Here is a 12,680-nt window from a genome sequence, read left to right on the forward strand (position 1 = left end):
GGGTACCTGCGCGGTGGCACTGCGGCAGGATCGCAATCGAGATGACCGAACCAGACGGCCCGTCCGTGGCTTCCCGGCGGCGCCACATCGTGCGGCTGGCGGTCTTCGCGGTGTTCGTGTTCGGCCTGTTCTATCTGGTGGCGGTCGAGCGGGTGATCGACGTGGACGGCGTGCGCAGCGCCGTGGCGGCCACCGGACCCGTCGCACCGCTGGCCTACGTCGTGGTGTCGGCGGCGCTCGGTGCGGTGTTCGTCCCCGGACCGCTGTTGGCCGGGGGCAGCGGCCTGCTGTTCGGTCCGGTGCTGGGCACGTTCGTCACGCTGGGTGCGACGGTCGGCACCGCGGTCGTCGCCAGCCTCGTCGGAAGGCGGGCCGGGCGTGACAGTGCGCGTGCGCTGCTGGGCGCCGAACGGGCCGATCTGCTCGACGCACAGATCGCGCGGCGCGGGCTCTGGGCGGTGGTGGGGCAGCGTTTCATCCCGGGCATCTCCGACGCGCTGGCGTCGTACGCGTTCGGCGCGTTCGGGGTTCCGTTGTGGCAGATGGCGGCCGGCGCGTTCATCGGATCGGTGCCCCGCGCCTTCGTCTACACGGCGTTGGGTGCGTCGATCGGTGACCTGTCGTCACCGTTGGCCTACACCGCGATCGGCATCTGGTGTGCGACCGCCGTCGTGGGCGCCTTCGCCGCGCAGCGCGGCTACCGGCGGTGGCGCGGTCACCGGCCGCCAGCCCCGGACCAGGACACGCCCGAACCCTCCGACGGACGAACCTGACCGGTCGACGGGCCTAGAGTCGGAGGGGTGAGCGCCGGGGAGAGCCGCGCCGGAGTCGACCTGACCAATCTCGACCAGCCGCTGAGCCCGGACGCCGGGGCGACCAAACGCGACCTGGTCGACTATCTCGACGCGGTGGCCGACCGGATCCTGCCGGGGCTGGCCGGACGTCCGCTGACGGTCCTGCGGGTGTTGCGCGGTCAGGCGCCGTTCATGCAGAAGAACGCTCCGAAGTACACCCCGGACTGGGTGAAGACGGTGGCGATCTGGGCGGAGAGTTCCCACCGCGAGGTGCGCTACCCGCTGTGTGACGATCGGCGCACGCTGCTGTGGCTGGCCAATCAGCGCGCGGTCGAATACCACCCAACGCTGGGTCTGGCCGACGACATCTACCGGCCCACGCACCTGGTGCTCGACCTCGACCCGCCGACGGAAACCGATTTCGCCGCGGTGGTCGAGGTGGCGTATCTCGTGCAGCAGGCGCTGGACGACAGCGGGCTGGCCGGTGCGGTCAAGACCAGCGGGGCGAAAGGCCTGCACGTCTTCGTGCCGGTCGACGACAGCGCGCCGGTCGAGGACGTCGCCGCCGCGACCAGAGCGCTCGCGGCCCGCGCCGAGGCCCTCGATCCCGCGCTGGCCACCACGGCGTTCATCGTGGAGGACCGGCACGGCAAGGTCTTCGTGGACTCCACCCGCGCCGGTGGCGCCACCGTCGCCGCGACCTACAGTCCCCGGCTGCGTCCGGGCACTCCGGTCTCGTTTCCCGTGGACTGGTCCGAGTTGTCGTCGGTCACCCCGGCCGATTTCACCGTGCACACCGCAGTCGACGCGCTCGACGGACGCGACCCGTGGGCGGAGGCGATGCCGGCTCCGCAGCGGTTACCGAGTGACCTCATCGAACACGGCCGCACCATTCCGGTCGCCAGGGTGGCCGCGATGCACGAGGGTAAACGCCGCGCCCGGGCCCGCCGCAACAATGGCTGAGCACTCTCCAACGAAGTCCGGCTGTCCACTACGCGAAGTGACGTGCGTCGCTTTCATGGACGAAAGGTGCCATTCGACCACTATTTGGCACCGCGGAATCAAAACTCTGACCTGCTGGTTTAACACCCTGGACACATAAAGTTTCGCAGAGGTACAGAGAGAAGTACGGAAAAATGAAGAAGTTCGGAATGGCCACCATCGTCGCAGGCGGAGTGGCCGCAGGATTCCTCGGGCTGGCCGCCCCCGCGCAGGCCGCGCCGGCCGGGCCAGGAAACGCTGACAACGCCATCAACTCGCTCGATGACCGCGGCTACGAGGTGCGGGTCAACCACCAGGGCACGGTCAAGCCGCTTGATCAGTCGAGCATCGTCGCGGTCCGCTACGACAACGACGACCGCGTCGTCTTCGTCACCGTCCGCTGACGCCTGACCACCAGCGAGGGGCACCAGAAAGGGTGCCCCTCGCTGGTGTTTCGTGCGTTGTCACAAGCCCAACTGGGTGAGCCCCGGATGATCCTGCGGCCGCGGTCCGCTGCGGTCCCAACCGAACAGGCGGTCCGCCCCGCTGATCGGGACGTCGTTGATGCTGGCGTGGCGGGTTGTCATCAACCCGTCCGCGGCGAACTCCCAGTTCTCGTTGCCGTACGCGCGGAACCACTCGCCGCTCGCGTCGTGGTACTCGTAGGCGAACCGGACGGCGATGCGGTCGTCACCGTGGGCCCAGATCTCTTTGATGAGGCGGTAGTCGAGTTCGCGGGCCCACTTGTCGGTGAGGAACCCGATGATCTCGTCACGCCCGCGCAGGAACGTGGAGCGGTTGCGCCACCGGCTGTCGGGGGTGTAGGCCAGCGCCACCCGCTCGGGGTCGCGGGTGTTCCAAAGGTCTTCCCCTGCGCGCACTTTGGCGGTCGCGCTCTCCAGGGTGAACGGGGGCTTCACGGGTTCAGCCTTTCTCGGCGGCGACGCGGGCGCGTTCCCTCATCGACGCGACCACTCCGCCGTCGTTCAAGATGTCGGTGCCGGTGAGATATCCGGCCCGGTCACTGACGCAGAAGGCCAACAGCTCGGCCATCTCCTCCGGTTTACCCCACCGGGGCACGGCGGCGTCGGCGACCATCGCGCCTGCGCCCGCCTGCTCCTCCAACCGGCCCATGTCGGTGTCGACGGAACCGGGTGAGACCGACACGATGCGCAGACCGCGCCCGTTGAACCGCTCCGCCTGCGAGGTGCTGTACCACCTGACGAAGCTCTTGCTCAATGCGTAGGCGATGCCTGATTGGGCCTCCTCGGGAACGATGGAGCAGGCGGACAACATGTCGGCCATGAAAGCGTCCTCGTCGGTGAGGGCACGGGGGAAGTGTCCGGTGGGGATCATCTCCTCGGGCAACATGTGCGCCGCCATCGAGGCGACGTTGACGATCGCGGCGCCCTCGCCCGCGGTCCGGTAGAAGGCTTCGTCGACGTTGACCGTGCCGATCGCGTTGGTGCGCATGACGTATTCGGCGTCCCCCATGCTGGGGCTGACCCCCGCGGTGTGGATCACCGAGGCGAGCGGTCCGAGGCTCGATGCGGTGTCGAACAACGCCGCGACGGCGTCGCGGTCGGTCACGTCGCAGTAGACGGCAGTGGCCGTGATGCCGAGATCGTCGAGGCCGGCGACTGCGGCGTCGAGCCGGTCCCGTCGCACATCGCAGAGCACCAGCGTGTGGTCGCGGCCGACGATGCGTGCCGTCGCCACGCCCATACCGCCCGCACCGCCGGTGATCACCGAAATACGACTCATCCCTGCAACCTATACGCCGACGCGATGTCGGTACGTTGGTAGCGGTGAACCACGCAGACGGTGAAAAAGCCGACGCCGGCATCCTGAGCGGCGTCTCCGAGACCGCGCTTCTGACGCTGAACGGCCGGGCGCACCAGGCCCGCCACCCCAAGGCCATCATCGACGACCCGATGGCCATCCGGCTCGTCGATGCGATCGACTTCGACTTCGGCAAATTCGGCCGCAAGGGCCAGGAGATGGCGTTGCGCTCGCTGGCCTTCGACCGGGCGGCGATCCGGTACCTCAGCGCTCATCCGTCCGCGACGGTCGTGGCCCTCGCCGAAGGCCTGCAGACCAGTTTCTGGCGGCTCACCAGCGCGCGGCCCGATCTCGACTTCCGTTGGGTCACCGTCGATTTCCCCCCGGTGATCGAACTACGCGAGCGTTTGCTGCCGCCCTCTGACCGGATCACCACCCTCGCACAGTCGGCACTGGACTTCTCGTGGATGGATCGGGTGGACACCACCAACGGCGTCTTCATCACCGCGGAGGGTCTGCTGATGTATCTGCAGCCCGAGGAGTCGATGCGCCTGATCACCGAGTGCGCCAAGCGGTTCCCGGGTGGTCAGATGATCTTCGACCTGCCGCCGGTGCTGGTCAAGAAGTTGGCGCCCAAGGGGATGCGGGCCTCCCGCCGCTACCGTGTGCCGCCGATGCCGTTCAGCCTGACGCCGGCTCAGCTGGCCGATCTGGCCAATACGGTTCCCGGCATCCGCGCCGTGCACGACCTGCCGATGCCGCAGGGCCGCGGCCTGATGTTCGAGAAGTTGTTCCCCGCGTTCTGGCAGCTCAGGCTGACCAAGCAGATGCGGGGCGCCTACACCCTGCTGGAATTCGGGTAGGCCATGACGGATGCCGAATGTGCGCTCACTGCGAAAAATCGGCGGAAAAGTCGCAGCCATTGCACATTCGGCGCCGGAACGCCGTCGGTCACCCGGTCACGGCGGTGAGCAGGCCGGAGATGCGTTCGTGCAGGGCCTCGGTGTCATCCTCGACGGCGATCGTGGAGAGGAACAGCGCCGCACCCGCTGCCATGGCGAGAACCGCTCGGGCGTCGAGTTCGGCGCTCCCCGCTTCAGAAGATGCACCGAAAAGATTCACCGCGGGACCGCTGAAATCCGCCCACAGGCGCCGGCGCATCTCGTCGTTCTCGGCCATCGCGAGCAGCAGTCCGGGCACCGCCGCCCGCACCTCCGGGCGGGCGAACAGCTGCCGGCTCCCGCGCACCACCCACTCGACCCACCCGCGACGGTCGGTGCCCGCGAAGGGCGCCAGATCCGGGGTGTCGCCCAGGATGGCGTGAAACACCAACTCCGACTTGGACGGCCAGCGGCGGTTGATACTCGATCGGCTCACCCCGGAGCGCACAGCGATCTGACGCATGCTGAGGTCGTCCCAGCCGATCTCCACCAGCAGCTGCCGGGTCACCGCGAGAACCCGATCGTCGATCGACGCGTCCCTGGGCCGGCCGTGCGCCTTTCCGTGCTCCACACCGCAATTCAACCTCAGGTCCGCATCGGCGGTGTGCCTGATGCTGGCACTCGCCGGAGTCGGCGGTTTAGGCTGAGCGGACGGTCGGCGTGGGGAGCGTGAGTGGTCACATTGGACCGGCTCGTCAACGTGCTCGGTGGTTATGGCGTCTCGCTGCGGGCGTGCGCGGTGCCCCGATCCACCGAGTTGCGCACCGTCGTGATGCACGAGGAACGCGACGTGGTCGGCGACGTGCTGCTGGCGGTGGGCGCAGATTCGGTGGCGACCGCGGTCGCATGGGCCCGCGCGGCCCGGGCGGCGGTGGTGCTCGTCCGGGCCGACTCCGACGACGTCGGTCAGGGCCTCGACGCGGCGGAGCCCGGACATCCGGCGGTCCTGACCGTCGACCCCGACGTGTCGTGGAGTGAGCTGGCTGCGGTGGTGTTCGGGCTGGTGCTGGAGGGCCGCGAGACCGAGTCCGGGCGTGGGCCCACCGACCTGTTCGCCCTCGCCGACAGCCTGGCCGACGCGATCGGCGGTGCGGTGACGATCGAAGACCGGCACTGGCGGGTGCTCGCGTATTCGCGGATGCAGCAGTGCGCCGACGACGCCCGGGTCGAGACCATCCTCGGCAGGCAGGCCCCCGACCGGCTGCGGGCGATGTTCACCGAGCGCGGCGTCGCCAGACACCTGGCCGCCTCCGACGCTCCCATGTTCGTCTCCCCGGCTCCCGAGGAGGGGCTCGCGGGCCGGATGGTGATCGCCGCCCGCGCCGGCCGGGAGTTGCTCGGCTCGGTGTGGGTGGCGTGTGCGGCGGAGTTGCGCGGCGAGCAGTTGCGTGCCCTGTCCGACGGCGCCCGGATGGTCGCGCTGCACCTGTTGCGGTCCCGCGCCAGTGCCGATCTCGAGCGGCAGGTGGAGTCCGACCTGATGATCGGGTTGCTCGACGGCACGGTCGACGCGCCGACGGTGGTGAGCAAACTGGCGCTGCCGCCGTCGGGGCTTCGAGTCATCGCGCTGCGCGCCCGCCTGGGCGAGGAACGCCACGCCGCGCTGCTGCTGGCGTTCGAACGGGCCACCACGGGCTTCGGCTGGTCGCGGCCGGGACGCAGCACGCTGTCGGACACCACCGTCTACACCGTGCTGCCGAGCGAACCGGCGGACACCGCGCGACGCTGGGTCGGCAGCCTGCGGGCCGCGCTGCCCGAGCGCGCCACCGTCTTCGCCGGAATCAGCAGCACGGCAACGGTTCTGGAAATGCCCACGGCTCGCGACGAGGCCGACGAGTGTCTGGCGCTGCACGAAATGCAGGGCGGGGCCGGCGACGCCCCCGCCTACGACGAGTCCTGGGATGACATCGTGCTGCGACGGCTGCGGATCGCCGCCCGTGTCGGCCGCACCCCGCAGCGCGGACCGGTGGCGGACCTGCGGCGCCACGATGCACACCACGCGACCCGCTACGTCGACACGCTGCGGGCATGGTTGGCCGCCCAGGGCGACCTGCACCAGGCCGCCGAACGCCTCGGCGTGCACGAGAACACGGTGCGCTACCGGTTGCGCAAGATGGCCGAGGTCAGCGATCTCGACCTGACCGATGCGCGCAAGCGCCTGGCGATGACCGTCGAACTCGCCGCCACCGACGACGACGGTGTCACGTTGTCCGAAGACGACAAATCGCCCTGACCGCATTGTCCTGATCGGGCAATGGCCACCCGCCGGTCAGTCGCCATCATCGGTGGGGACAGGTTTTGTCCCGGTGAGTAGCCGGCCAGTGGAGGTGACGTGATGTTCGACGAATTCGACGGCGGGCCGCGGTCGGTGATCGTGGTGGGCGCCGGCATCGTCGGCCTCTCCACCGCATGGTTCCTGCAGGAGCGCGGCGTCGAGGTGACCGTGGTGGACCGCGACGGTGTCGCCGCCGGCGCGTCCTGGGGTAACGCCGGGTGGGTCTCGCCCGCGCTGACCATTCCGCTCAACCAGCCGTCGGTGCTGGGCTACGGTCTGCGGTCGCTGGCCGACCCGGCCGCCCCGCTGCACGTCCCCGCCCGGGCTGATGTCCGGCTGTGGTCGTTCCTGACGCGCTTCGCGGCCAACTGCCGGCGCTCGTCGTGGGACCGCGCGGTCAGCGCCAACCTGCCGTTCAACGCCGAATGCCTCGACGCGTTCGACGTGCTGACCGGCAACGGGGTCGACGCGCCTACCACCGACGGTCCGATCACCGCGATGTTCACCTCTGAGCGGTACGCCGCGCATCTGGTCGACGAACTCCGCGGGCTGCGCGGCGCCGGACAGGACGTGGTCTATCGCCGCCTGACCCGCACCCAGCTCGGCGAGCAGGTGCCCCTGGCCTCGTCCGCGGTGACCGCCGGTATCAGCGTAGAGGGCCAGCGGTTCGTCGATCCCGGGCGGTTCACCCACGCGCTGGCGTGCGCCGTGGTGGGGCATGGCGCGACGATCAGCCCGGTCGACGTCGCCGATGTGGTGCCGGACCGGCGGGGCGTGCGGGTCCATCCCCGCACCGGCACACCGCTGACCGCCGACGCCGTCGTGATCGCGACCGGCGCCTGGCTGTCGTCGCTGGCCGGTCGCTGGGTGCGCACACCCGTGCGCGCCGGACGCGGGTATTCGTTCACGGTGCCCGTCGACCGCCCGGTCCCGGGTCCGGTCTATCTGCCCGAGGTGCGGGTGGCGTGTACGCCCTACCAGGGCGCCCTGCGTGTCGCCGGCACGATGGAGTTCCGCGGCCCCGACGAACCGATCATCCCGGCCCGCGTGGAGGCGATCGTGGCCTCGGCCGCACCGTTGCTCGACGGTGTCCGGTGGGACGAGCGCACCCATGAGTGGGTGGGCCCCCGCCCGGTCACCCCCGACGGCCGTCCGCTGGTCGGCGCTGTCGCTCCCGGCATCTACGTCGCCGGCGGCCACGGCATGTGGGGAATGGCCCACGGCCCCGTCACCGGCCGGCTTCTGGCCGAGCACATCACCACCGGCAAGCAACCCGAGGCGCTGCGGGCCGTCGACCCGCTGCGCTGAACACAGACTCGCATCGAGTCGTCAGGGGCGGCGCATCGACCCGCCCCTGACGACGATCTCTCATCTCATCGAGGAGGATGACTGTGACTACCGCACAACGCTTTTGGATGACGCCGGTGGCCTACCGGCGTCTGCAGGACGAGCTGACCGAACTGCGGAACCTGCTCGCCACCGAGGCCGCCGACGACAGCGAGGAGAACACCGTCGCGGTGCAGCGGGCCCGCCAGACCCGCATCCAGCAGATCCACGATCTGCTGCTCAACGCCGTGGTGGGTGAGGATCCGCCCGACGACGGTGTCGCCGAGCCCGGCATGGTGCTGACGGTGCGGTTCGACCAGACCGGCGACCAGGAGACGTTCCTGCTCGGCGTCCGGGGTGCGGAATACGGCGACCTCGAGGTCTATTCGGTGAACTCACCGTTGGGCGAGGCGCTGATCGGCGCCCGGCCGGGCGACCGGCGCACCTATTCGGTGCCCAGTGGCGCATCCCTGCCGGTGACGCTGCTCAAGGCGGTGCCCTACGGGATGCACCGTCCGCGCGGGTGACCCGCCGGGTCATCATCGCTGCAGTGGCGGCCGGGCGGCGGCACCACGACGACCGCGTCGGGATTCCGGCGTGTCCTGGTCAGGAGATTACGGTAGTTGGACCCTGTCACGGTACGGTCATGGCGGGTTGAGCGGACAGCCTCGAAAACAGCCCGGTGGCGAGCCACACTCCCCGCCGCGGACCAACTGCCCAGCCCGCGTCGCAACTGACGAAGGTTGCGTACGTGCCAGCCCCCGATCCGACGACAAAGCTCTGCGTTCCCGGTACCACGTCCGCGCCGTCCGAGCGCCGAGCTCGATACGCCGTGTGCCAGCCGCACGGGTTAAGGACTGCGGTGAGCACTTTTACCGACACCATGTTCAGCAATGCCCGCTCGAGCACCAAAGGGATGGTGACAGGGGAACCTGACCATGCTGTTCGCCACACCTGGCTCGAGGTCCACGAGCGGGCCCGGAGGATCGCCGGCGGGCTCGCGGCAGCGGGGGTCGGTCACGGAGACGCGATCGCTGTGCTGGCCGGGGCGCCCGTCGAGATCGCGCCGACCGCCCAGGGCATCTGGATGCGCGGCGCGAGCCTGACGATGCTGCACCAACCGACGCCGCGCACCGATCTGCAACGCTGGGCCGAGGAGACCACCGCGGTCATCGAGATGATCGACGCCAAAGCGGTGATCGTGTCCGACCCGTTCATGCCTGCCGCCCCGCTGCTGTCCGGACTCGGCATGCTGGTGCTGACCGTCGCCGATCTGCTCAGCCACGATCCGGTCGAGCCGGTGCCCACCGGTGACGACGACGTGGCGCTGATGCAGTTGACGTCGGGGTCGACGGGTTCTCCGAAGGCGGTGCAGATATCGCACGCCAATGTCGTGGCCAACGCCGAGGCGATGATCGTCGGATGCGAGTTCGACATCGACACCGACGTGATCGTGAGTTGGCTGCCGTGTTTCCACGACATGGGCATGACGGGGTATCTCACCGTGCCCATGTTCTTCGGCGCCGAACTGGTCAAGGTCACGCCAATGGACTTCCTACGTGACACGTTGCTGTGGGCCAAGCTCATCGACAAGTACCGCGGCACCATGACAGCGGCGCCCAATTTCGCCTACAACCTGTTCGCCAAGCGGCTGCGCAGGCTCGCCTCGCCCGGTGAGTTCGACCTGTCGTCGCTGCGGTGGGCCCTTTCGGGCGCCGAACAGGTGGATCCGCAGGACGTCGAGGATCTCTGCGAGGCCGGTGCACCGTTCGGGTTGAGGCCGGAAGCGATCATCCCTGCGTACGGCATGGCGGAGACGACGGTGGCGGTGTCGTTCTCCGAATGCGGTCGCGGCATGGTCGTCGACGAGGTGGACGCCGATCTTCTGGCGGTCCTCCACCGGGCGGTACCGGCGAACAAGGGACACACTCGGCGGCTGGTGTCCCTCGGGCGGCCGCTGCCGGGTCTCGAGGTGCGGGTCGTGGACGAGGACGGTGCCGTACTGCCCGCCCGCGGAGTCGGCGTGATCGAAGTGCGTGGTCGTCCGGTGACCCGTGGCTACACCACCACGGCGGGGTTCGTCGCGGCGCAGGACGAACTGGGCTGGTACGACACGGGCGATCTCGGCTACCTCACCGAGGCCGGTGAGGTGGTGGTGTGCGGCCGGCTGAAGGACGTGATCATCATGGCCGGTCGCAACATCTACCCCACCGACATCGAGCGGGCCGCGACCCGCGTCGCCGGGGTGCGGCAGGGGTGTGCGGTCGCCATCCGCCTCGACGCCGGCCACTCTCGCGAGACGTTCGCCGTGGCGGTGGAGAGCAAGGACTTCGAGGATGCCGAGCAGGTCCGGCGCATCCAACGCCAGGTCGCCCACGAGGTGGTGGCCGAGGTCGATGTGCGGCCCCGCAATGTGGTGGTGCTCGAGCCGGGCTTGATCCCGAAGACACCGTCGGGGAAACTGCGCCGGGCCCATGCGCTGTCGCTCATCGACTGAGTCGGTCCTCTGCGACTGCGGGTAGGTTCGGCTCCGTCACGTTCGACGGCGCTGTCGACGGCGCTGTCGACGGCGCTGTCGACGGCGGGAGGGGTGGGCCGATGGCCGACTATGACGCCCAGGCGGGCCGTGAGCCCAGGGCGCCTGCCGAGCCGTCGCAACGCCGGCGGGAATCCGACGAATCCGATTACCACGAAGGTTTGCGTGGGGTCGCAGGCATAGTCGCCGGCGCCGGCAGTGTGACCGAATTGCTCAGCGCGGTCGCTCAGTTCGCGGCGCGGGCGATTCCCGGTGTCGAGGGTGCCGGTGTGGCGTTGATCAATCCGAACGTCGGCCTGCCCACGCGAGAGCGCAGCGCGGCTACAGCGTGCGCTCGACAGCCGCGCGGTGATCGATCAGGCGATCGGCATCATTCGCAGCCGTTCGGGCGCCAGTGGTGAGGAGGCGTTCGCACGGCTGACGAAGATCAGTCAGAACGAGAACGTCAAACTCCACGTCGTGGCCGAGCGACTGGTGGACGAGGCGGTCCGGCGCGCCCGCGCGCAGAAACCCTGATCAGGGCTGGAGCATGTCGGAGAGCGCCGAGACGATCACCGGGCGCGAGGTGCGGTCACCCATCAGGGCCCGGGCGACATCGGTGAGGTGCTCACCGCGACTACGGGCGTAGGTCCGGAGCAGGGTGAAGGCCTCCTCGACGGGCACGTCGAAGATCTCGCGCACGAACCCCTTCGCCTGTTCGACCACCATTCGGCTGGTCAGCGCGGAACGCAGCTGAGGCAGGACCGTCGCGGGTGTCGGCGGGTGTTCCTGCAGGATCGCGACGCACGCCACGTGGGCCAGCGCCTGGCTGACCAGAAGGTCGGCCTCATCGAGCACACCGGGGTGGGTACCGAACAGGCCGAGCGCCCCCAGCACGGTGCCCCCCGCACGCATCGGCACAGCGTGCACCGACGCAAAGCCCGCCTCGCGCGCCGCGGCCACGAACCGCGGCCAACGCTGCGCGGCCGTCGTCAGATCGGCGACCGACACCGGCTGGCCGCTGCGAAAGCAGTCCACGCAGGGCCCCTCGTCGGACTGCAGCTGAAACAGTTCCAGTGCGTGCACCTGGTCGGTGGTGGCGGCCAGCAACCGAAGGCGGTTCAGCGGATCGGCGAGCAGGAATCCGGCGGCGGCGATATCGAGCAGATCGGCACAGCGTTCGGTGAGGTCGGTCAGCAGATCCACGATGTCGAAGTCGTCGAGCAGGCTGTCAACGAGCGTCACGACGGCGTCGAGCACGCGGGTCTCGCGGGACGCATCGGTCATCGTGTCCCCTCCCAGTAGTCAGTGGGCCTCGAGCCGCAGGCGGCGTTCGAGAATGTCTCGGGCCACGTCCGAGGCGCTGCGGCCGTCGGCGTAGGCGTGCGCGCGCAGCCGCAACAACGCCTCGGCCGGGTCAATGCCCAATTGGGCGACAAGCATGCCTGTCGCCTGGCTGACCTCGACGCGACTGAGCGCGTTGAGCTCGGCCCACGCGTCGGACCGGGGATCGTCGACCGCGGCACGCAGATCGGTGTCCAGCAGGTCGAGCAGGGGGATGCCGGCGATCTCCGCGGCGGCGATCGCGCCCGCGAGCTGCTCCCCGTGAATTTCTCCCGGCTCAGCGCGGAAGAGGTCGAGCGCGCCGACGTGTTCACCGGCGACGAGCAACGGCATCGCGAAGACGCCCCGGATGCGCAAGTCGAGCATCGCGGGCCGGTACACCGGCCAGCGCACTTCGGCAGGGTCGGCGAGGTCGACCGCCAGCACCGCGCTCCGGTGCCGGACGGAGTCCAGGCATGGCCCCTCACCGAGGGTGAATTGCAGCTCGTCGCACTCCCGGGCCAGCGTTCCGCTCGCACCGAGGGTTCCGGTGGCGGCCCCCTCGAGGACCAGGGAGATCGCCGCTGCGTCGACGCCGAGGAGCGTCACGCAGGCCTCGCACAACCGGTCGGCCGCGGCGGTGCCGCGCTGGCCGTCCACCGCGGCGGACAGCTGTTCGTGGAAGGCCACTACACGCCGGACGACGGTCGGCCGGTTGGTGGCCGACCCCGGTGGCGAGGCGC

The 12,680-nt window shown here is 69.6% G+C and carries 14 protein-coding genes; 9 read left to right on the plus strand and 5 right to left on the minus strand.

Translation table 11 applies throughout. From position 1 onward, the window contains the following. Positions 1 to 41 precede the first annotated feature (41 nt). The 3 genes from I7X18_RS27285 (at position 42) to I7X18_RS27295 (ending at position 2,179) form a co-directional block, all read left to right on the plus strand. Positions 42 to 773: a TVP38/TMEM64 family protein gene (locus tag I7X18_RS27285; RefSeq protein ID WP_193045654.1), complete on the plus strand. Its 732-nt coding sequence runs from the start codon at positions 42 to 44 to the stop codon at positions 771 to 773. Between the two features lie 27 nt (positions 774 to 800). Beyond that, positions 801 to 1,757, plus strand: coding sequence for a non-homologous end-joining DNA ligase (ligD, locus tag I7X18_RS27290; protein ID WP_193045653.1), 957 nt, complete (start codon positions 801 to 803; stop codon positions 1,755 to 1,757). A 173-nt stretch (positions 1,758 to 1,930) separates the two neighbouring features. Then, complete coding sequence (locus I7X18_RS27295; protein ID WP_193045652.1) at positions 1,931 to 2,179, plus strand: hypothetical protein; 249 nt, start codon at positions 1,931 to 1,933, stop codon at positions 2,177 to 2,179. Positions 2,180 to 2,239: 60 nt separating this feature from the next. Here the strand turns inward: I7X18_RS27295 and I7X18_RS27300 are convergent, their stop codons facing one another. Both I7X18_RS27300 and I7X18_RS27305 read right to left on the minus strand, forming a co-directional pair. Further along, positions 2,240 to 2,695, minus strand: coding sequence for a nuclear transport factor 2 family protein (locus I7X18_RS27300; protein ID WP_193045651.1), 456 nt, complete (start codon positions 2,693 to 2,695; stop codon positions 2,240 to 2,242). A 4-nt stretch (positions 2,696 to 2,699) separates the two neighbouring features. Beyond that, entirely contained in the window at positions 2,700 to 3,539 is an 840-nt protein-coding gene (locus I7X18_RS27305; protein WP_193045650.1) for an SDR family oxidoreductase, read from the minus strand. A 44-nt stretch (positions 3,540 to 3,583) separates the two neighbouring features. Here I7X18_RS27305 and I7X18_RS27310 point away from each other — a divergent pair, with 44 nt between their 5' ends. Further along, positions 3,584 to 4,420: a class I SAM-dependent methyltransferase gene (locus I7X18_RS27310; protein ID WP_198730492.1), complete on the plus strand. Its 837-nt coding sequence runs from the start codon at positions 3,584 to 3,586 to the stop codon at positions 4,418 to 4,420. 88 nt (positions 4,421 to 4,508) lie between these two features. Here I7X18_RS27310 and I7X18_RS27315 read toward each other — a convergent pair whose 3' ends face one another. Continuing rightward, entirely contained in the window at positions 4,509 to 5,069 is a 561-nt protein-coding gene (locus tag I7X18_RS27315; protein WP_193045649.1) for a TetR/AcrR family transcriptional regulator, read from the minus strand. Between the two features lie 102 nt (positions 5,070 to 5,171). Between I7X18_RS27315 and I7X18_RS27320 the strand changes: the two genes are divergently transcribed. From I7X18_RS27320 to I7X18_RS30025, 5 genes are all read left to right on the plus strand, one after another. Beyond that, positions 5,172 to 6,731 (plus strand): PucR family transcriptional regulator, encoded by a 1,560-nt coding sequence (locus tag I7X18_RS27320; RefSeq protein WP_193045648.1) that lies wholly within the window; start codon positions 5,172 to 5,174, stop codon positions 6,729 to 6,731. Positions 6,732 to 6,833: 102 nt separating this feature from the next. After that, positions 6,834 to 8,081: an NAD(P)/FAD-dependent oxidoreductase gene (locus I7X18_RS27325; RefSeq protein ID WP_193045647.1), complete on the plus strand. Its 1,248-nt coding sequence runs from the start codon at positions 6,834 to 6,836 to the stop codon at positions 8,079 to 8,081. Between the two features lie 83 nt (positions 8,082 to 8,164). Continuing rightward, on the plus strand, positions 8,165 to 8,626 hold the full coding sequence (locus I7X18_RS27330) for a GreA/GreB family elongation factor (protein WP_193045646.1): 462 nt from the start codon (positions 8,165 to 8,167) through the stop codon (positions 8,624 to 8,626). Between the two features lie 335 nt (positions 8,627 to 8,961). After that, a complete protein-coding gene (locus I7X18_RS27335) occupies positions 8,962 to 10,596 on the plus strand; it encodes a fatty acyl-AMP ligase (RefSeq protein WP_193045645.1) in 1,635 nt (544 codons plus the stop codon). 387 nt (positions 10,597 to 10,983) lie between these two features. Then, on the plus strand, positions 10,984 to 11,151 hold the full coding sequence (locus I7X18_RS30025; RefSeq protein WP_319017977.1) for an ANTAR domain-containing protein: 168 nt from the start codon (positions 10,984 to 10,986) through the stop codon (positions 11,149 to 11,151). On the opposite strand, the gene I7X18_RS27345 is transcribed toward I7X18_RS30025, so the two are convergent. Further along, on the minus strand, positions 11,152 to 11,901 hold the full coding sequence (locus tag I7X18_RS27345) for a GAF and ANTAR domain-containing protein (RefSeq protein ID WP_193045644.1): 750 nt from the start codon (positions 11,899 to 11,901) through the stop codon (positions 11,152 to 11,154). A gap of 18 nt (positions 11,902 to 11,919) precedes the next feature. Further along, the gene (locus I7X18_RS27350; RefSeq protein ID WP_193045643.1) at positions 11,920 to 12,627 is read right to left on the minus strand and encodes a GAF and ANTAR domain-containing protein; all 708 of its coding nucleotides are present in this window, start codon (positions 12,625 to 12,627) and stop codon (positions 11,920 to 11,922) included. Positions 12,628 to 12,680: the final 53 nt, after the last annotated feature.

The sequence above is a fragment of the Mycolicibacterium baixiangningiae genome, from assembly GCF_016313185.1.
GTDB classification, from domain to species: domain Bacteria; phylum Actinomycetota; class Actinomycetes; order Mycobacteriales; family Mycobacteriaceae; genus Mycobacterium; species Mycobacterium baixiangningiae.

Excerpts from the sequence above, each read along its gene's own strand:
- I7X18_RS27325 (WP_193045647.1), top strand. The coding sequence starts at position 6,834 with ATGTTCGACGAATTCGACGGCGGGCCGCGGTCGGTGATCGTGGTGGGC.
- I7X18_RS27295 (WP_193045652.1), top strand. The coding sequence starts at position 1,931 with ATGAAGAAGTTCGGAATGGCCACCATCGTCGCAGGCGGAGTGGCCGCA.
- I7X18_RS27345 (WP_193045644.1), bottom strand. The coding sequence starts at position 11,901 with ATGACCGATGCGTCCCGCGAGACCCGCGTGCTCGACGCCGTCGTGACG.
- I7X18_RS27305 (WP_193045650.1), bottom strand. The coding sequence starts at position 3,539 with ATGAGTCGTATTTCGGTGATCACCGGCGGTGCGGGCGGTATGGGCGTG.
- I7X18_RS27285 (WP_193045654.1), top strand. The coding sequence starts at position 42 with ATGACCGAACCAGACGGCCCGTCCGTGGCTTCCCGGCGGCGCCACATC.